General features: G+C 67.0%; 17 protein-coding genes and 1 riboswitch. Of the genes, 4 read left to right on the forward strand and 13 right to left on the reverse strand.

The window, feature by feature from the left end; all coding sequences use genetic code 11:
- Positions 1-5: 5 nt before the first annotated feature.
- The 8 genes from truB to rimP form a co-directional block, all read right to left on the reverse strand.
- The gene (gene truB / locus B5G43_RS07515; RefSeq protein ID WP_087259877.1) at positions 6-881 is read right to left on the reverse strand and encodes a tRNA pseudouridine(55) synthase TruB; all 876 of its coding nucleotides are present in this window, start codon (positions 879-881) and stop codon (positions 6-8) included.
- On the reverse strand, positions 874-1,830 hold the full coding sequence (locus B5G43_RS07520) for a DHH family phosphoesterase (protein WP_242960496.1): 957 nt from the start codon (positions 1,828-1,830) through the stop codon (positions 874-876). The genes truB and B5G43_RS07520 overlap by 8 nt, the downstream gene beginning before the upstream one ends.
- Positions 1,827-2,222 carry a 30S ribosome-binding factor RbfA gene (gene rbfA / locus B5G43_RS07525; RefSeq protein ID WP_087259879.1) on the reverse strand — a complete coding sequence of 132 codons (396 nt, stop codon included), beginning with the start codon at positions 2,220-2,222 and terminating at the stop codon, positions 1,827-1,829. The genes B5G43_RS07520 and rbfA overlap by 4 nt, the downstream gene beginning before the upstream one ends.
- Positions 2,223-2,431: 209 nt before the next feature.
- Entirely contained in the window at positions 2,432-4,843 is a 2,412-nt protein-coding gene (infB, locus tag B5G43_RS07530; RefSeq protein ID WP_343214408.1) for a translation initiation factor IF-2, read from the reverse strand.
- 113 nt (positions 4,844-4,956) lie between these two features.
- Positions 4,957-5,457, reverse strand: a complete 501-nt coding sequence (locus B5G43_RS07535) for a ribosomal L7Ae/L30e/S12e/Gadd45 family protein (RefSeq protein WP_087259882.1) — start codon at positions 5,455-5,457, stop codon at positions 4,957-4,959.
- Positions 5,450-5,722, reverse strand: a complete 273-nt coding sequence (locus tag B5G43_RS07540) for a YlxR family protein (RefSeq protein WP_087259884.1) — start codon at positions 5,720-5,722, stop codon at positions 5,450-5,452. Before B5G43_RS07540 ends, B5G43_RS07535 begins: the two co-directional genes overlap by 8 nt.
- A 57-nt stretch (positions 5,723-5,779) precedes the next feature.
- Entirely contained in the window at positions 5,780-6,973 is a 1,194-nt protein-coding gene (gene nusA, locus B5G43_RS07545) for a transcription termination factor NusA (RefSeq protein ID WP_087259886.1), read from the reverse strand.
- A gap of 48 nt (positions 6,974-7,021) precedes the next feature.
- On the reverse strand, positions 7,022-7,477 hold the full coding sequence (gene rimP / locus B5G43_RS07550; protein ID WP_087259888.1) for a ribosome maturation factor RimP: 456 nt from the start codon (positions 7,475-7,477) through the stop codon (positions 7,022-7,024).
- A gap of 269 nt (positions 7,478-7,746) precedes the next feature.
- On the opposite strand from rimP, the gene B5G43_RS07555 reads away from it, so the two are divergent.
- From B5G43_RS07555 to B5G43_RS07570, 4 genes are all read left to right on the forward strand, one after another.
- The gene (locus B5G43_RS07555; protein ID WP_087259890.1) at positions 7,747-8,679 is read left to right on the forward strand and encodes a MoxR family ATPase; all 933 of its coding nucleotides are present in this window, start codon (positions 7,747-7,749) and stop codon (positions 8,677-8,679) included.
- Between the two features lie 5 nt (positions 8,680-8,684).
- Complete coding sequence (locus B5G43_RS07560) at positions 8,685-9,704, forward strand: DUF58 domain-containing protein (RefSeq protein ID WP_087259892.1); 1,020 nt, start codon at positions 8,685-8,687, stop codon at positions 9,702-9,704.
- Entirely contained in the window at positions 9,701-11,929 is a 2,229-nt protein-coding gene (locus tag B5G43_RS07565; protein ID WP_087259894.1) for a transglutaminase-like domain-containing protein, read from the forward strand. Before B5G43_RS07560 ends, B5G43_RS07565 begins: the two co-directional genes overlap by 4 nt.
- A gap of 105 nt (positions 11,930-12,034) precedes the next feature.
- Positions 12,035-12,736: a F420-0--gamma-glutamyl ligase gene (locus B5G43_RS07570; protein ID WP_087259896.1), complete on the forward strand. Its 702-nt coding sequence runs from the start codon at positions 12,035-12,037 to the stop codon at positions 12,734-12,736.
- Positions 12,737-12,782: 46 nt separating this feature from the next.
- Here the strand turns inward: B5G43_RS07570 and B5G43_RS07575 are convergent, their stop codons facing one another.
- The 5 genes from B5G43_RS07575 to typA all read right to left on the reverse strand — a co-directional run bounded on the left by B5G43_RS07575 (position 12,783) and on the right by typA (position 18,853).
- Positions 12,783-14,180: an NAD(P)/FAD-dependent oxidoreductase gene (locus tag B5G43_RS07575; protein ID WP_087259898.1), complete on the reverse strand. Its 1,398-nt coding sequence runs from the start codon at positions 14,178-14,180 to the stop codon at positions 12,783-12,785.
- A gap of 118 nt (positions 14,181-14,298) precedes the next feature.
- Positions 14,299-15,522 (reverse strand): chloride channel protein, encoded by a 1,224-nt coding sequence (locus B5G43_RS07580; protein WP_087259900.1) that lies wholly within the window; start codon positions 15,520-15,522, stop codon positions 14,299-14,301.
- A 43-nt stretch (positions 15,523-15,565) separates the two neighbouring features.
- A riboswitch (Fluoride riboswitch) is annotated at positions 15,566-15,642 on the reverse strand.
- Positions 15,626-16,531 (reverse strand): RluA family pseudouridine synthase, encoded by a 906-nt coding sequence (locus B5G43_RS07585; protein ID WP_087259902.1) that lies wholly within the window; start codon positions 16,529-16,531, stop codon positions 15,626-15,628. (Overlaps the previous riboswitch by 17 nt.)
- Before the next feature lie 18 nt (positions 16,532-16,549).
- Positions 16,550-17,023 carry an HAD family hydrolase gene (locus B5G43_RS07590; protein WP_087259904.1) on the reverse strand — a complete coding sequence of 158 codons (474 nt, stop codon included), beginning with the start codon at positions 17,021-17,023 and terminating at the stop codon, positions 16,550-16,552.
- Between the two features lie 6 nt (positions 17,024-17,029).
- Complete coding sequence (gene typA, locus B5G43_RS07595) at positions 17,030-18,853, reverse strand: translational GTPase TypA (protein WP_087259906.1); 1,824 nt, start codon at positions 18,851-18,853, stop codon at positions 17,030-17,032.
- Between the last annotated feature and the right edge of the window lie 106 nt (positions 18,854-18,959).

Genomic DNA, 18,959 nt, shown 5'->3' on the forward strand with positions numbered 1-18,959 from the left:
TGTGTTTACACCTCAAAAAAGCTCTTGATTGTGGTCATCCGGCCGCTCCGCAGCTCCCCCAGCAGGAGGAACTGGCCCTGGGGGCCGTAGACCCGATAGGTGCCGTCCTCCCCCTCCTGGGGGAAGGCGGCGCCGTTGCGGGCGGATTTTTCCCGCCGCTCGTCCACCGTCAGCGCCGGATAAGTGGAAAAGTAGGCGTCTACCGGCAGCAGGAGGGACTGCTCCTCTCCCCGCTCCGCCGCCTCGGCCACCTGCTCCAGGGTCACCGCGGTGGAAAGATCGAACCCCGCCGCCTTAGTCCGCCGCAGGGCGCTCATGCACCCGCCGCAGCCCAAGGCCTGGCCGATGTCGTGGCAGAGGGTGCGCACGTAGGTGCCCTTGGAGCACGCCACCCGCAGGCGGTACTCGTCCGGTCCGGTCTGCTCCAGCACCTCCAGGGTGTGGATAGTCACCGGCCGGGGCTTGCGCTCCACCTCCACCCCCTTCCGGGCCAGCTCGTAGAGCTTCTGGCCCTTCACCTTCAGGGCGGAGTACATGGGGGGCACCTGGAGGATGTCCCCCCGGAAGGGGGCCAGGGCCTCCTCCAGCTCGGCCCGGCCCACGCTTACGGGCCGCTGTTCCAGGATATTTCCGGTGGTGTCCTGGGTGTCGGTGATAACGCCGAGTTTTAACCCAGTGATATACTCCTTTCCGGCTTCGGCGGCGAACTCCACGGCCCGGGTGGCCCGGCCCACAAAGACCGGCAGCACTCCGGTGGCCATGGGGTCCAGGGTGCCGGCGTGGCCCACCCGCTTCTCGTGGAAGAGGCGGCGGCACCGGGCCACCACGTCGTGGCTGGTCCAGTCCACCGGCTTGTCGATGACGACGATGCCGTTAGCCATGGTCCCGCACCTGCCGGATGGCGGCCACGATGGCCTCCTCAGCCTCGGCCAGGGAGCCCTTGGTGTTGCACCCGGCGGCAGCGGCGTGGCCGCCGCCCCCCAGCTGGGCGCAGACCTGGGTGCAGTTCACGGTGTCGCTGCGCACCGACAGCTTGCAGCCCCCCTCCGGCTTCTCCCGGATGGTGACCGAGGTGAGCACGCCCTCGATCTGGCCCAGGAAGGCGGCGATGTCCTCCAGGTCCTCCTCGGTGGCCCCGGCCTCGTCCAGGAGGGAGAGGGACACGGGGGCGATGGCGATGGTGCCGCCGTCGTGGCGGTGCATCCGCTCGGTGAGGAGCCGCTCCACCTGGAGCCGGGCCCAGGACTTGGTGCGGAAGTGGCGCTTGTTGAGGGCGAAGGTGTCGATGCCGGTCTCCATCAGGGCCGCTACGATGCGGTGGGTCCCGGCGGTGGTGTTGCTGTACTGGAAGCAGCCGGTGTCGGTGGACACCGCCACATAGAGGGGCACCGCCATATCGGAGGTGACCGCTCCCAGCTCGTGGAGGATGTCGTAAATGAGCTCACCGCAGGCCGCCCGCCCGGCGTCCACACAGGTCACCTTGGCAAAGAACTCCTGGGAGGGGTGGTGGTCGATGGCCAGGTCAATGCCCCGTTCCAGCCACTTCTGTCCCTCCTGAGTGAAGAGGTTGCGGGCGGCGATGTCGGTGGACACCACCGTCTCGGGCTCATAGCCCTCGGGGGCCAGATAACCCTCCAGATAGGGGGTAAAGAGGTGGGTCTCCCCGGTGCCGGGGCAGATGTGGGCGGTCTTGCCCAGATGCCGCAGTCCCTCGCACAGGGCGGCAGCGCAGCCGATGGTGTCGCCGTCGGGCCGCTTGTGGGTCAGGATGAGATAGCGGTCGTGGGCCTTCAGGAAGGCGGCGGCCTCCTGGTAGGTGATGCTGTTCATTCCTCGTCCTCCGCGTCCAGGTTGATGTGGGCGTTGGCGGGGTTGGCGGGCTTGACCACCTCGGGGTCCCGGAGCATGCTGAGGATGTGGGCGCCCTTGCCGATGGAGTCGTCCTCCACAAAGAGGAGCTCCGGGGTGTAGCGCAGCTTCAGGGCGGAGCCCAGCTCCCGGCGCAGATAGCCGGCGGCGGACTTGAGGCCCTTGACCACTTCCTTCACGTCGCTCTTATCCAGCACGCTGACGTAGATCTTGGAATAGCGCAGGTCGGGGGTGGTCTCCACCGCCGTGATGGACACCAGGCCGTGGACCCGGGGGTCCTTCACCGTGCGGATGAGGGTGGCCAGCTCCCGCTGGATCTCCTCGTTGATGCGTCCGATGCGATTACTTGCCATACTTGTTCTCCTATCATGCAGCAAAGACCCGTCCCCTCCTCAAATGAATTGGGGACGGAACGGGTCTTTTTTGGTTGTGTGAAATGGGATATTGCTAGAGGATCAGACCTCGATCTGCTCCACCGCAGCGTTAAGAACATTTGCCGGTGGCAAATGTTTCGCGTAGGCCGGCACGGCTATGCCGGCCCGGGGGCACCGAAGTAGACGGATCAGACCTCGATCTGCTCCATCAGGAACGCCTCGATGACGTCGCCCTGCTTGATGTCCTGGAACTTCTCGAAGGTGATGCCGCACTCGTAGCCCTGGGCGACCTCCTTCACGCTGTCCTTGAAGCGCTGGAGGGAGGCGATGGCGCCGTCGTAGATGACCACGTTGTCCCGCAGCAGGCGCATCTGGGCGCCGCGCTGCATCTTGCCGTTGGTGACGTAGCAGCCGGCCACCATGCCCACGTTGGTGATACGGAACACCTCGCGGACCTCGGCCTGGCCCAGCTCCACTTCCTTGAACTTGGGCGCCAGCATGCCCTTCATAGCGGTCTCGATCTCGTTGATGCAGTCGTAGATGACCCGGTACATCCGCATATCCACCTTGTTGCGGGCGGCGGACTCCTTGGCGTTGTTGTCGGGGCGGACGTTGAAGCCAACAATAATGGCGTTGGAGGTGGTGGCCAGCATGACGTCGCTCTCGTTGATGGCGCCCACCGCGCAGTGGATGACCCGGACCCGGACCTCGTCGTTGGAGATCTTCTCCAGGGAGGCCTTGACGGCCTCGGCGGAGCCCATCACGTCGGCCTTGACGATGATGGCCAGCTCCTTCATCTCGCCCTGCTTGATCTGGCTGAACAGATCCTCCAGGGACACCTTCTGTCCCACGGGGCCGGAGGCGGCCATCTTCTGCTCGTGCTTGCGCTGCTCCACCAGCTCGCGGGCCATGCGCTCGTCGGCCACGGCGTGGAAGTCGTCACCGGCGTTGGGCACCTCGCTCATGCCGATGATCTCCACAGGCACGGAGGGGCCGGCCTCGTTGAGCTTCTGGCCGCGGGCGTTGGTCATGGCGCGGACACGGCCCACGGCGGTGCCGGCGATGATGACGTCGCCCTGGTGCAGGGTACCGTTCTGCACCAGCAGGGTGGCCACAGGGCCGCGGCCGCGGTCCAGGCGGGCCTCGATGACGGCGCCGTGGGCGGAGCGGTTGGGGTTGGCCTTGAGCTCCTGCATCTCGGCGGTCAGGTTCACCATCTCCAGGAGGTTGTCGATGCCCTCGCCGGTCTTGGCGGAGATGGGGCAGATGATGGTGTCGCCGCCCCACTCCTCGGGCACCAGCTCGTACTTGGTGAGCTGCTCCTTGATGCGCTCGGGGTCGGCCTCGGGCTTATCCATCTTGTTGATAGCCACGATGATGGGGATCTTGGCGGCCTTGGCGTGGTTGATGGACTCCACGGTCTGGGGCATGATACCGTCGTCGGCGGCCACCACCAGGATGGCGATATCGGTGATCATGGCGCCGCGGGCGCGCATGGCGGTGAAGGCCTCATGGCCGGGGGTGTCCAGGAAGGTGATCACTTTGCCGCCCACGTCCACCTGATAGGCGCCGATGTGCTGGGTGATGCCGCCGGCCTCGCCCGCAGCCACGTGGGCCTTGCGGACGTAGTCCAGCAGGGAGGTCTTGCCGTGGTCGACGTGGCCCATGACCACCACCACGGGGGCGCGGGGGAGCAGATCCTCCTCCTTGTCCTCGGCGGTGTCGATGAGGCGCTCCTCGATGGTGACGATGACCTCCTTCTCCACCTTGCAGCCCATCTCCTCGGCGATGATGGCGGCGGTGTCGAAGTCGATGATGTCGCTGAGGGAGGCCATGACGCCGTTCTTCATCAGGGTCTTGACCACCTCGGCGCCGGTCTTTTTCATGCGGGAGGCCAGCTCGCCCACGCCGATCTCATCGGGGATGAGGACCTTGACGGGGGCCTTCTTGGCGATCTCCTGCTGGAGGCGGCGCATGCGGTCCTGCTCCTCCTGCTTGCGCTTGTTGCCGAAGTTGCCGCCCTTGCGCTGGTTGGCGTTGCGGCCCTGGAACTTCTGCTTGCCGGCCTGCATCTGCTTGGTCTTGCCGGCGGCCAGGTCCTCCAGGCGCTCGTCGTACTTCTCCAGGTTGACGTTGCCGGCCTTGCGGGTGTCCACGATCTTCTTCTCGGGCACGCGGCTGGCGGGCTTGTTCCCGGCGGCGGGCTGGGCGTTGTTGTTGGCCTTCTGGCTCTGAGCCTGGGCCTGGGGCTGGGCCGCGGGACGGGCAGGGGCGTTGCCGCCGGCCTTCTGGCCCTGGGGCTTGCCGCCGTTGTTGTGGTTGTTCTGGTTGTTCTTGGGACCCTGCTGGCCCTGGGGCGCGGCGGGCTTGGCATTGGCCGCGGCCTTGGGCTCGTGGTAGACATCGGCATAGATGCTCTCGATGCTCTCCACCTGGTTGTGCTGGGTCAGATAGTCGAAGATCACAGAAAGCTCGCTGTCGCCCAGGACCTGCATATGGTTCTTGGGCGTGCTGGCGTACTCGGTGAGAATATCCGCGATCTCCTTGGAGTTGCGGCCAAAGTCCTTGGCCACCTCATGCACTCGATACTTATTGTTCAGCAAATAAAGCCACCTCCACGTCGGGACTTGTGCCAACGAGAAAACGCAAAGGCTCTTTGCGCTTTCTGATTGGAACAAGTCCGCTGTCTCTGTACTTGATCGTTCCGGACAGTCTATCCATCCCGGCGCTGTCCCGGCCGGTCCGGGCGGCGTTTCCGTCCGGATTGCCCCTCTTTGGGCGGCGCTGCCCAGGGCTTATGCTGAGCGGCAGCCCGTGCCTTGGCGCGGGTCCGCTTCTTCTTCTGGCGGGTGAGGGTCCGGCGGGCCCGCTCCCGCAGAGTCTCCGCCACTTCGCCGTAGGCCTCGGCGTCCATCCGGGCCAGGGCTCCGGCCACGGCGCCGGCGAGGCCCATGTCGGTGACGGCCAGCACGGCGCACTGTTCCCGGCCCAGGGAGCCCCCCAGCTCGGCCTTGTCAAAGGGGACGGTGAGGCAGGGGACGCGGATGCTCTGGGCGCTGTGCTCCCCCCGGTCCCGGGTGTTCTCCGCCGCGTCGGCGGCCACCAGCAGGAGCCGGGCGGTGCGGCGGGCCACGGCGTCGGCCACGGCGTCCTCGCCCAGGGCCAGGTTGCCGCCCTTCCGGGCCAGGCCCAGCAGGTGCAGGGCACTATTCATGGTTCCCCTCCTCCATCTCCGCCGTCAGGGCGTCGTAGACCTCGTCGGGGATGGGGGCGGAAAACGCCCGCTCCAGCGCTCTGGATTTCCGGGCCCGCTTCAGGCACTCGGGATTGGGGCACACATAGGCCCCCCGGCCCGGCTTCTTTCCCTTGAAATCCAGGGAGACCTCCCCCTCCGGGCTCTTCACCACCCGGATGAGTTCCTTTTTGGGCTTCATCTCCCGGCAGCCCAGACACTGGCGCATGGGGATCTTTTTAGGCATTTCACTCGCCTCCTTCTGCAAGCCCTGCGGGCGGCCGGAGCCGCCCACGATCCGGGCTTATTCCTCGGTCTCAGCGGGGACGCTCTCCTCGTCGGCCACATCGTCCTCGTCCAGGAGGATCTCCTCGTCCTCGCTCTCCAGCTCGGGCTCCTCCTCCACGGGGGCGCTCTCGGGCTTGATGTCGATCTTATAGCCGGTGAGCTTGGCGGCCAGGCGGGCATTCTGGCCCTCCTTGCCGATGGCCAGGGAGAGCTGGTCGTCGGGCACGATGACCCGGCAGCTCTTGCCCTCCTCCAGGGTGGTGACGCTGATGACGTCGGCGGGAGAGAGGGCGGCGGCGATGTAAGCGGCGGGGTCCTCGCTGTACTTGATGATGTCCACCTTCTCGCCGTCCAGCTCCTCCACGATGTTGTTCACGCGCTGGCCGCGGGGACCCACGCAGGCGCCGATGGCGTCCACGTCGGGGTCGGCGGACCAGACGGCCAGCTTGGTGCGGGAGCCGGCCTCACGGGCGATGGACTTGACTTCCACAGTGCCGTCGTAGATCTCGGGCACTTCCAGCTCGAAGAGGCGCTTCACCAGGCCCGGGTGGGTGCGGGACACCAGCACCTGGGGACCCTTGGTGGAGCGGCGGACCTCCACCACATACACTCTCAGGCGCATGCCCTCGGTGAGGGGCTCGCCCTTGACCTGCTCACCGGCGGCCAGATAGGCGTCGGTGCTCTCGCCGCCGGAGCCGATGCGCAGGCTGGCGGCGCCGGAGCGGGGGTCGATGCGGGTCACGAGGCCGGTGAGGATCTCATGCTCCTTGGAGGAGAACTCGTCGTACACCATGCCGCGCTCGGCCTCCCGCATGCCCTGGATGATGACCTGACGGGCGGTCTGGGCGGCGATGCGCCCGAAGTTGCGGGGCTTGATCTCAATGCGCAGCACGTCGCCCAGCTGGGCCCGGGGCAGGGTCTGCCGGGCCTCCTCCAGGCTCATCTCGGTGCAGGGATTGTCCACGGTCTCCACCACGTCCTTCTTGACGAACATGCGCACCGTGCCCATGGCCTCGTTGGCCTCCACCGTCACATTGTCCCCCACGCTCTCGTGGTCCCGCTTGTAGGCGGAGACCAGGGCCTGGGTGATCTTCTCGATCATATAAGCCTTGGGGATGCCCTTCTCCTTCTCGATGAGGCTGATCGCGGTAAAGAACTCCGCCCCGTCCAGCTCGTTGCTCTTTTGCGCTTTGGCGTTTTTCTTCGGCATAATCGTACTCCTTATCCTCACACACAGGCGGACCGCGCCGCCCCTACTTTAAAACCTCACGTACAGCCGGGTCTGGGCCACGTCCTTCTTGGGGAAGGTCTTGCTTCCCTGGGCCGTCTCGATGGTCACGTCGCCGTTTTCGTAGGCGCTCAGCGCCCCCACGTGGTCCTTGCGGCCGTCCACGCTACGGTAGAGGCGCACCTCCACCTCGCTGCCCAGATAGGCCGCGAAGTGCTCCGGCTTGCGCAGCACCCGGTCGATGCCCGCCGAGCCCACCTCCAGCGTATAGCTTCCCTCGATGGGGTCGGCTTCATCCAGCGCGTCGGACAGGGGGCGGGAGACCGCCTCGCAGTCGTCGATGGACACGCCGCCCTCCTTGTCGATGAAGACCCGGAGGTACCAGGTGCCGGCCTCCTTCACGTATTCCACGTCCCACAGCCGGCAGCCCTGCGCCTGGGCGATGGGGGCGGCCAGGGCGGTCACGGTATCGGTCACTTTTGCCATGCGTACCCCTCCCAAAAGTGTGTCCCAGATATTTCCATACCTGATTTTTTTCAAAAAGAAGAGCGGGGCGGACCCCACTCTAACCATACCACTACTACTATCCTGTCTTACTATACCACAAACGCTCCACCAGCGCAAGACTTTTTGGCCCCTTCTGTCCGCCGCAAAGGCAAAAACAGTGGGCTTTTTCCCCCGGTTTTCTTGTTCACGTTGACATAAGGCCAGTTTTTGTTAGAATAGGAGGTACAAACCGACAGGAGGTATCGTCTATGACCCAACGCAACCAAGCCGCCGCCGTCCTTCACGAGGTCCAGAAGGCCGTCGTGGGCAAGGACGAGGTGCTGGCCAAGGTCCTGCTGACCATTCTGGCCCGGGGCCATATCCTGCTGGAGGACATCCCCGGCGTGGGCAAGACCACGCTGGCCCTGGCCTTCTCCCGGGCTCTCTCGCTGAGCTACCGCCGGGTGCAGTTCACCCCCGACGTGATGCCCTCGGATCTGACGGGCTTTTCCCTCTACAACAAGGCCGCCGGGCGGATGGAGTACCAGCCCGGCGCGCTCCTGTGCAACCTCTTCCTGGCCGACGAGCTCAACCGCGCCACCAGCCGCACCCAGTCGGCCCTGCTGGAGGCCATGGAGGAGGGGCAGGTGACGGTGGACGGGGTGACCCACCCGGTGCCCCAGCCCTTCCTGGTCATCGCCACCCAGAACCCCACCGGCGCCTCGGGCACGCAGCCCCTCCCCGACTCCCAGCTGGACCGCTTCATGGTCCGCCTGTCTCTGGGCTATCCGGCCCGGGAGGCGGAGGTGGAGCTGCTCCGGCGCAAGCAACAGGGCAACCCCATCCAGCGCGTGGAGCCGGTGGTGACCCTGGACGAGCTGGAGCGCATGCGGCAGGCGGTGGACGCCGTCCACATCAGCGACGCGGTGTGCGAGTATCTGGTGGCCCTCATCTCCGCCACCCGCAGCCATCCCCTCATCGTCCAGGGGGCCAGCCCCCGGGCCACCCTGGCCCTGGCCGCCATGAGCCGCGCCATGGCCTTCTTCCAGGGGCGAGATTATGTCATCCCCGAGGACGTGGCCCTGGTGTGCCAGGACACCCTGGCCCACCGGCTGATCCTCTCCCCCCGGGTGGAGAGCGAGGGGCTGCGCCACCCGCTGGAGGCGGTGCTCCAGGCGGTGCCCGCCCCCCAGATCCGGTAAGCGCCGTGGTCGGCCGCCGGATCCTCTACGCGCTGGCCCTGGCGGGGGCGGCGCTGTTCTTCCTCTTCTATGAGGCGTGGATCTCCCTCTTTACCCTGGTGCTGGTGCTGGCCCTGCCGGTGGTCTCCCTGGCGCTGAGCCTCCCCCTGGCCCGGAAGCTCCGCCCGGAGCTCCTGCCGCCGGAGGGACCGGTGGTGCGGGAGGGGGAGGCCGCCCTCACCTTCCGGCTGGAGCCCCCCGGAGGCCTGGCCGTGGGGCGTCTCACCGGCCGTCTGGTGCTGCTCAACGCCCTCACCGGCGGGAAGTGGACCCGGACCATCCGCCTGCGCTGTGACGGGTCCCCGCTGGAGGTCCCCTTCCCCCTGCCCACCGGGCACTGCGGCATGCTGACTTTCCGGCTGGAGCGCCTGCGGGTGCTGGACCTGCTGGGGATCTTTGCCCTGCCGGTGCCCCTCTCCGCCCCCGATGGGGAGGTGCCGGTGCTGCCCAAATACCGCCCGGCCGGACCCATTCCCCCGGTGCTGGGGCACGCGGGCCGCTCCCTGGGCCTCAAGCCCAAGCCCGGCGGCGGCCCCGCCGAGGACTACGACCTGCGGGACTACCGCCCCGGGGACCCCATGCGCACCGTCCACTGGAAGCTCTCCTCCAAGCGGGACGAGCTGGTGGTGCGGGAGATGCTGGAGCCCCGCCGGGCCGCCCTGGTGCTCACGGTGGACCACTTCGGCCCGCCGGAGGAGCTGGACGAGGCGCTGGACCGGCTCCAGGCCCTCTCCCTGGCCCTGCTGAGCCGGGAGGAAGGACACCTCATCGCCTGGGTCCACCCGGTGAGCGGCGCGGCCACCCTCTGCCCGGTGGAGGACCGGGCCGGACTCCACAAGGCCCTGTCCCGCTTCCTGCGGGAGGAGGCCCCCGGCACCGGCCGCTCGGCTCTCGACGTGCCGCTCTCGGTGCCGGGCAGCGACGGCCCGCCCAAGGCCTTCCACGTCACCGCCCATCTGTGGGGAGAGGAGGGTGAGGCCTCTTGAAACGTCTGCATCTGCGCGCCGCCCTCCCCGGGTACGGGATGGACGTGCTCCTGTTGTGTGCCCTGCTGTGGGGGGGCCTGGGCTGCTTTGCCACTGCCTTCGGCCTGAGCTGTGACCTGGTGCGCTTCGGATTGGGTACGGCGGTCCTCTGCCTCCTGCTTCCCCTTGTGTACCGCTTGCCCGCCCCCTGGTCCCCCCTGCTGCCGCTGGCGCTGCTGTGCCCCCTGGCCCTGCTGGCCTGGCGGCTCTGGGATGCGCTGCTCCCCGCCTGGGCGGCGGTGCAGTGTGCGGTGGTGAACGCCTACGCCGAAGTCTATCCCCAGATCAACCATATTTATGCGGTGATGGAGCTCTCCGAACAGGGCTGGGTGGACGCCCTTACCCTGGGCGCTCTCTTCTTCGCCCTGCTGTGGGGGCTGCTGCTGGGGTGGGCAGTGTGCTCCGCCCGCTCCTTCTGGCTCTCCCTGCTCCTCTCCGCGCCGCTGCTGATCCCCGGGCTCCCCATCGCCCGGATGCCCCACATGCTCCCCTTCCTGGCCCTGGTGTGGGGCTGGTCGGTGCTGCTCTTCCTCCGCCTCACTCCCCGGAAGGGGAAGGGCCGGGTGCGTCTGGCCGCGCGGGCCATGCCCGCGGCGGCGCTGCTGCTGGCCCTGTACGCGGGGCTTCTCCCCTGGCGGGACTACCAGTTCCCAACCTGGGCCCGGAACGCCCGGCAGGAGCTGCTCTCCACCGCCACCTCCCTCTCCCTCCGGCTGGGGCTGGATGAGCTGGGCGGCGGGCAGCTGGTCTCCGCCGGCTCCTCCGCCCAGGTGGACCTGAACCGGGACGCCATCACCTACGACGGCCACACCGTGCTGCGGGTGAAGAGCGAGTGGAGCGGGCACCTGTACCTCCGCGGCCACAGCGCCGCCATTTATGAGGACAACCAGTGGGAGCCCCTGCCGGAGGATACCTATTACGGGATGATCAGCAAGGGCGTCCTGCTCCCCTGGGACTCGGGCCTGAGCGCCCTGAACCTGCCCGCCCACACCAGTGATTCCACCTATTACGCCATTACGGTGGAAAACCGCTCCGCCCCCGGCGGGTGCGTCTACTTCCCCTACCAGATCCTGACCAGCCCCTCGGAGCTGCGGGGCGCCGCCTATGTGGAGGACTCCTACCTGGGCCGGGAGCAGTTCGTCAACCGCCACACCGTCTACTTCCGCCCCGACGCCCTGAATCTGGAGGAGATGGAGGGTCTCTCCGGCACTGCGGCGGGAGCCGAGGCCTTCTATGCCGACTTTGTCTATGAGCACTATCTCCAGCTCCCCGACGGCATGGCCCAGGCCCTGCGCAGCCACACCAGCACCATCGAGCGGCGGCTGGACTACTCCACCGTCCGGGACGCCTCCCTGGTCCGCGTCATGCAGGCCGAGACGGTGGCCGAGTATCTGGCGGGCATCGCCACCTACGATGCCTCCGCCCCCGCCGTCCCCGACGGCCGGGACTACGTCCTCTACTTCCTGAACGAGAGCCAGTCGGGCTACTGCATGCACTTCGCCTCCGCCGGGGTGCTGCTGCTGCGGGCCATGGGCATCCCCGCCCGGTACGTCAGCGGCTACATCGCCGACGTCACCGCCGGAAAAGAGGTCAACGTGCCCGACCGGAACGCCCACTCCTGGGTGGAGATCTATCTGGACGGGTACGGCTGGTATCCCGTAGAGATGACCCCGGGCTACACCCCCCAGTCCGCCGCGGGCGACGACCCCACGGAGCCCACCCCCACGCCGACGCCCACTGCCTCGGCCGCCCCGTCCGCCGCGCCCACTGCCTCGGCCGCCCCCTCGGCCGCGCCCACGTCCACACCCAAGCCCGGCACGGTGGACCCCACCGGCTCTGACCCCACGCTACCCCTGGTCCTTCTGGCCGCGCTGGTCCTCTGCGTGCTGTTCCTGCTGCGGCCCAGGCTCACCGCCCGCTGGCGGCAGCGCCGGCTGCGCACCCTGCCCCCCGACCGGGCCGCCGTGTACGCCTACCGGTACAGCCGCCGCCTGGCGCGCTGGGGCGCGCCCGTGCCCGAGGTGGTACTGGAACAGGCCCGCCGCGCCGCCTTCGGCCGCACCGGCCCCGGCGAGGACGAGCGGGAAGTCCTCCTTGCCGCCCTGGAAGGGCAGCGGGAGGCGCTGCGCAAGTCCCTCCCCGGCTGGAAGCGCCTGCTGGCGCGGTACATTCCGGCCCTGTTCTGAGGGTCAGGTTTGTCGGTTTTTTTCCCTTCCAGCCGTTGCCTTTTCCCCGGAGAGTGGGTATAATAATGCGTACTGACGATATCCAGACGGAAAAGAGGATTTTTTATGGAATTCCGTGCGAATGACGGCAAGAACGTCGAGATACAGGCCATGGGCCGCACCTGGGCCCGCCACGCCATCCAGACCCACTTCGTCACCGTGGGTGAGAGCTACATTGACCTGATGGAGCGCTATGTGAAGCCGGTCTATCAGGAGGGTGACATCCTCTCCATGAGCGAGAAGGTCATCGCCATCTGCCAGAAGCGGGTGGTCACCGAGGACGAGCTGAAGCCCGGCTTCTGGGCCAAGGTGCTCTCCCGCTTCGTCCACCAGACCTCCGCCGGCCCCGGCATGGGCCTGCCCATCAAGATGCAGTTCGCCATCAACGTCTGCGGCCTGCCCAAGATCCTGTGGGCCGCCTTCCGGGCCGCCATCGACAAGCTCCGCGGCGTCCACGGCACCTTCTACCGCATCGCGGGCCTGGAGGTCTCCGGCCTGGACGGCTTCTACGGGGAGGACATCCCCGAGTATGAGCACATGGGCGTGCGCATCCCCGAGAATCCCGCCGGTGTGTGCGACGAGATCTATGAAAAGACTGGCATCGTCTCCATGGTGGTGGACGCCAACGACCTGAACGTGGAGATGCTGGGCCACTGCTCCCAGCTCAAGGAGAGCGACGAGGAGCTTCTGGACCTCATCCGGGACAACCCCGCCGGCCAGGACCGCCAGCTCACCCCCTTCGTTCTCATCCGCCCCATCCAGAAATAAGTATAAAAAGGCCGCCCGGCATATGCCGGGCGGCCTTTTTTTGTCTTTACTTGCTCAGACGCTGCGCGATGACACGGGCCACCTTCACACCGGAGGCGCCCGCCTGGGCGAGGCCACGGGTGACGCCCGCGCCGTCGCCGATGGCGAAGAAGCCGGGCTTGGCGGTCTCCAGCTCACCGGAGAGGGCCAGACGGGAGGAGTAGAACTTCACCTCCGCGCCGTAGAGCAGGGTGTCGTAGTTGGCGGTACCGGGGGCGATCTTGTCCAGCTGATAGATCATCTCGATGATGTCGTCCAGCTGCCGCTTGGGCAGGGCCAGGGACAGGTCGCCGGGCACGGCGGCGGTCAGGGTGGGCCGCACGAAGGACTTGCTCAGCCGGTGCTCGTTGGTGCGGATGCCCGCCACCAGGTCGCCGAAGCGCTGCACCAGCACGCCGCCGGCCAGCATGTTGCTCAGGGAGGCGATGTGCTTGCCGTAGCGGTAGGGCTCGTTGAAGGGCTGGGTGAAGCGGTTGGACACCAGCAGGGCAAAGTTGGTGTTCTCGCTGCGGAGAGCGGGGTCGGAGTAGGAGTGGCCGTTGACGGTGTTGATGCCCTCCACGTTCTCGGCCACCACATGGCCGTAGGGGTTCATGCAGAAGGTGCGCACCTGATCGCCGTACTGCTTGGTGCGGTAGACCAGCTTGGACTCGTAGACCACATCGGTGATGTGCTCAAAGACGGTGGCGGGCAGCTCCACCCGCACGCCGATGTCCACCTGGTTGTTGATGAGCTCCAGGCCCAGGCCCTTGCACTGGTTGGCGAACCACTCGGCGCCGGAGCGGCCGGGGGCGGCGATGAGCCAGGTGCAGTCCACCTGATCCCCCTTGTCGGTGGTCAGGCGGTAGCCCTCGTCGCCCAGGTCCTCGATGGTGGCGACAGCGGTGTGGAAGCGGTACTCGGCGTACTGCTTCACGGTCTCGTAGATGCTCTGGAGGATGCGCAGGTTGTTCTCGGTACCCAGGTGCTTGCACCGAGCCTGCAGGAGGTGCAGGTCGTGCTCCAGGGCCCGCTTCTCCAGGGCCTTGGCCTCCGGCGTGGCGGTGGAGTAGACCTCGGTGGTGGCTCCGTGCTTGACGTTGATGGAGTCCACGTAGTCGATGAGGTTCATGACCTCCTTGCCGTCCATGAAGTCGGTGAGCCAGCCGCCGAAGGCGGTGGTGAAGTTGTACTTACCGTCGGAGAAGGCACCCGCGCCGCCGAATCCGCACATGGTGTCGCAGATCTTGCAGTGGATGCACTCCTTGACCTTGCCGGCCACGATGGGGCAGCTGCGGTGGTAGATGTCGGCGCCCTGGTCCAGGGTGACGACCTTCAGGTCGGGGCACAGGCGCATCAGCTCATATGCGGCGAAAATGCCCGCCTCGCCACAGCCGATAATGGCTACATCGTATCTCGTATTCATGTGCGTTCGTTCCCTCTTCTCATATTTGGACGGGCGCAGTGCACCCTTTCCCATTTATTTTCAGTATACCAAAAAGTTTTGCATTTGACAACGCTCTTGCAGTGGAAGGCGGGAAAATTTACGCACGCTTGCCGGTAAAGGTCTCCTCGGGGAGGGTCCGCTGGGCGCCGTAGATGGAGCCGCCGCCGCTGCACACATAGGCCAGGGCGCACACCGGGAAAAAGACCGGCAGAGCGCCGTACCCGAACACCTCGCAGCCGATGAGGATGGGGGCCAGCAGGGTGTTGGTGGCCCCGCCGAACACGGCGGCGTAGCCCAGAGCGGCGCACCACGCCACGGGGAGGCCCAGCAGCGGCCCCGCCACGGCGCCCAGGGAGGCTCCGATGGAGAAGAGGGGGGTCACCTCGCCGCCCTGGAACCCGGCGGCCAGTGTGGTCACCGTAAAGAGGAATCTCAGCGCCCAGTCCCAGGCGAACACCTCTCCCCCGCTGGTAGAGAGACTGATGAGGTTGGTGCCCAGGCCCGCATAGCGCCCCTGTCCCAGCAGGAAGAGGAGGACGGCCAGCACCGCGCCCACACCCGCGGCCCGGGCCACCGGCTGGGGGATCTTCTGCCCCAGCGCGCCCTTGGCCCAGCTGAGGACCTTGGCAAAGGCTCCGCCCACCAGGCCGAAGAGCACCCCGCACAGGAGCAGCGCACACCAGTTCTTCCCGTCCGGCGTGAAGGGGGACAGTTCCACCGTGAACTTCTCCAGCCCCAGGGCCCCCGACACCGCCGAGGCGGTATAGGAGCCCACCAGGGCGGGCAGCAGGGCTCTCAGATCCAGGGCCCCGGCGGTGCCCACCTCCAGGGCGAAGCAGGCGGCGGCCAGCGGAGTGCGGAAGAGCCCGCCGAAGCCCGCGGCCATGCCGGTGACCAGGTAGACCCGGTGATTCCCCCGGTCCAGGCGGCGGCCGATGCCGTGGCCCACGGTGGCGCCGATCTGGACGGCCACGCCCTCCCGTCCGGCGCTGCCGCCGGTGAGGTGGGTGAGCCAGGTGCCCCCCAGGATGAGGGGAATCAGTTTCAGGGGGATGGCCTCCTCCTCCCCCCGCCCGGCGGCAAAGACCAGACCCATGCCCTTGCCGCAGGGGCCGCCCCAGCGGCGGTAGGCCCAGGCGATGGCCGCTCCCGCCAGGGGGAGTCCCACCACCAGGGGGACGAAGTGGGCGTCCCGCACGTCTCCGATGGCCAGCAGTACCCGGCCGAAGAGGGCGTCCACCGCCCCCACCAACACGCCGATCACCACGGCGGCCAGCAGGGGCAGAAGATTCTCCCGCAGCGTTTCCTTCCAGTTCTCCATGTAAATTCCTCCTTCTCCTCAAAAAAAGGCTGATGCCCCCTGTGTCACCACAGAAGTCATCAGCCCAAAAAGGCGGTTTTGCCCCGAGGGGCGCGGGAGCACCTCATTCCCGCGATTTACTTTTCTCCCGGCACAGGCGGCGGAAGGCGATGGGCTCCCGGGCCGCAAAGACCCGCTTCTCCCCGCTGCGGGGGTCGATGAGCTCCAGCCGGTGGGCGTGGAGGCACAGCCGCCCCAGCGGGCGGGTCTTGGCCCCGTACTGCTGGTCCCCGGCGATGGGGTGGCCCAGGTCGGACATGTGGACGCGGATCTGGTTCTTCCGTCCGGTCTCCAGGTCCACCTCCAGGAGGGCGTAGCCGCCCCCGCTGGCCAGGGTGCGGTAGGCGGTGATGGCCTCCTTGGCGTCCCGCCCCTTCTCACCGGAATAGACCAGGTGGGTGCGGGTCTCCCGCAGCCAGGAGCGGACATAACCCTCCGGCGGCTCGGGGGTACCCTCCACCACCGCCCGGTAACCCCGGCGGAGCACCCGCTGGTCCCAGTCCTCCTGAAAAGCCCGCTTGGTCTCCTCGTTCTTGGCGAAGAGCACCACGCCGGAGGTGTCCCGGTCCAGCCGGTGGACCACGAAGATGCGGGCGAACTTGTTCTTCTCCCGCACGTAGTCGGTGAGGATGCGGTAGGCGGTGCGGAAGCGCTCCTTCTCGTTAGCGATGGTGAGAAGGCCCGCGGGCTTGTCGATGACGATGAGGTCGTCGTCCTCATAGAGCACCGGGAAGGGCAGCGCCGGGGCGGGCTCCTCCAGATGCTGGGTCACGCTCACCCGGGAACCCACCGGCACCGGAGTGTCGAACCGGGTCACCGCCCGGCCGTCCACCTTCACCTGGCCCCGGGACAGCATGGATTTGATGTTGTTGCGGGATTTGCCCGTCACGTGGGTCAGCAGGAAGGAGAGCAGGGTGTCGTCCTGCTCGGCGGTCCAGACCCGGTCGGGGCGGCGTTGCTCTCGTTGCATATCGGTCTCCTTTGTCGGTCAGCCCCGCAGGGAGGCCTTCAGCCGGTGGGGCAGCAGCAGGAGGTCCAGTACCTCCTCGATGGTACGGCAGGCCAGATGGGCGGAGAGCAGTGCGCCGGTAAAGGCGCCCTCGTCCCCCATCACCGCCAGGGAGAGCCCGGCGGCGCGGAGCATCTCCACGTCGTTGCGGCCGTTGCCCACGGCGGCGGTCTCCGCCGCGCCCAGCCGCTCCACCAGAGCGGCCTTCTCCCGGGCCACCGCGCTGCCGTCAAAGACCAGCACCTCCACCGGGAGGGCGGCGCACTGGGCGGCGACGGTGCCGTTGGTGTCGGCGGTGATGATGTGGAGGGACACGCCCCTCCGGTGCAGCTCCTCCAGCCGGGGGCCCACCCCGGGCAGGAGGATGCCGTCCTTGGCCAGGGTGCCGTTGTAGTCCAGCACCAGATGGGCCACGCACACCTCCCCCCAGCCGGGGATGGTCAGCTCGATCACGGCTTCTTACTTGCCGCCCTTCAGGGCCTTCATACGGTCGGCGTGGCTGAGGATGCGCTTGCGCAGGCGCAGGTTCTCGGGGGTGACCTCCAGCAGCTCGTCGTCGTTGAGGAACTCCAGGCACTGCTCCAGAGAGAGCTGGCGGGGCGGGGTCAGGCGCAGAGCCTCGTCGGAGCCGGCGGCGCGCATGTTGGTCAGCTGCTTCTTCTTGCAGACGTTGACGGAAATGTCCTCGGCCTTGGGGGTCTCGCCCACCACCATGCCGGCGTACACAGGCACGCCCGCGCCGATGAACAGCGCGCCGCGCTCCTGGGCGTTGAAGAGGCCGTAGGTGACCGCCTCGCCGGTCTCGAAGGCCACCAGGGAGCCAGTGGAGCGGCGGGCGATGTCGCCCTTGTAGGGGGCGTAGCACTCAAAGACGGAGGCCATGATGCCCTCGCCCTTGGTGTCGGTGAGGAACTCGTTGCGGTAGCCGAACAGGCCACGGGCGGGCACCAGGAACTCCAGCTTCATCCGGTCGCCCACCGGGTTCATCTCCTGCAGCTCACCCTTGCGGGCGCCGATCTTCTCCATGACCGCGCCCACAGCGTCGCTGGGCACGTCGCAGACCAGGCGCTCGATGGGCTCGCACTTCTTGCCGTCGATCTCCTGGTACAGCACGCGCGGGGGGGACACCTGGAACTCATAGCCTTCGCGGCGCATGGTCTCGATGAGGATGGACAGGGACATCTCGCCGCGGCCGGCCACGCTGAAGGCGTCGGTGTTGGGGGTCTCGGTGACTCGCAGGGACACGTCCTTCAGGGTCTCGCGGAACAGGCGCTCCCGGATCTGGCGGGAGGTGACGTACTTGCCCTCGCGGCCGGCGAAGGGGGAGTCGTTGACCGAGAAGGTCATCTCAATGGTGGGAGCAGAGATCTTGACGAACTCGATGGGCTCCACACACTCGGGGGCGCAGATGGTGTCGCCGATGGTGATGTCGCCGATGCCGCTCATGGCGATGATGTTGCCGGCGGTGGACTCGGTGACGGGCACCTTGCCCAGGCCGTCGAACTCGTAGAGGGAGACCGCCTTGGCCTTCTTGGCGGGCTCATCGGGGGTGTGGTAGTTGCACACCGCGATCTCCTGGTTCTGCTTGATGGTGCCACGCTCGATGCGGCCGATGGCGATGCGGCCCACGAACTCGTTATAGTCGATGGAGGACACCAGCATCTGGAAGGGGGCGTCCACATCGGCCTCGGGGGCGGGGATATAGTTGAGGATGGTCTCAAAGAGGGGAGTCAGGTCGGTGCCGGGCACGTCGGGAGAGTAGGAGGCGGTGCCCTGCCGGCCGGAGCAGAACAGGGTGGGGGACTCGAACTGCTCGTCGGTGGCGTTCAGGTCCAGCAGCAGCTCCAGCACCTCGTCCATGACCTCGTGGATGCGCTGGTCGGGGCGGTCGATCTTGTTGACCACCACGATGACCTTGTGGCCCAGCTCCAGGGCCTTGGAAAGGACGAAGCGGGTCTGGGGCATGGGGCCCTCGGCGGCGTCCACCAGGAGGATGACGCCGTTGACCATCTTCAGGATACGCTCCACCTCGCCGCCGAAGTCGGCGTGGCCCGGGGTGTCCACGATGTTGATCTTCACGTCCTTGTAGTGGACGGCGGTGTTCTTGGCCAGGATGGTAATGCCGCGCTCCCGCTCCAGATCGCCGGAGTCCATGACGCGCTCGACGGTGGCCTGGTTCTCGCGGTAAATGCCGCCCTGCTTGAGCATTTCGTCCACCAGGGTGGTCTTGCCGTGGTCGACGTGGGCAATGATGGCTACGTTTCTCAGTTTCGTGTTCTGCACGGATAGCACCTCTTACTGTAATCGAAGTAATCGAAATCTCAACCTTGTATTATAAACGAGGTACCGGAAAAACGCAACCGGAGAAGCGCAAAAGTCGCCGATTTTG

The organism is Flavonifractor sp. An92 (genome assembly GCF_002159175.1).
GTDB lineage: Bacteria > Bacillota > Clostridia > Oscillospirales > Oscillospiraceae > Pseudoflavonifractor_A.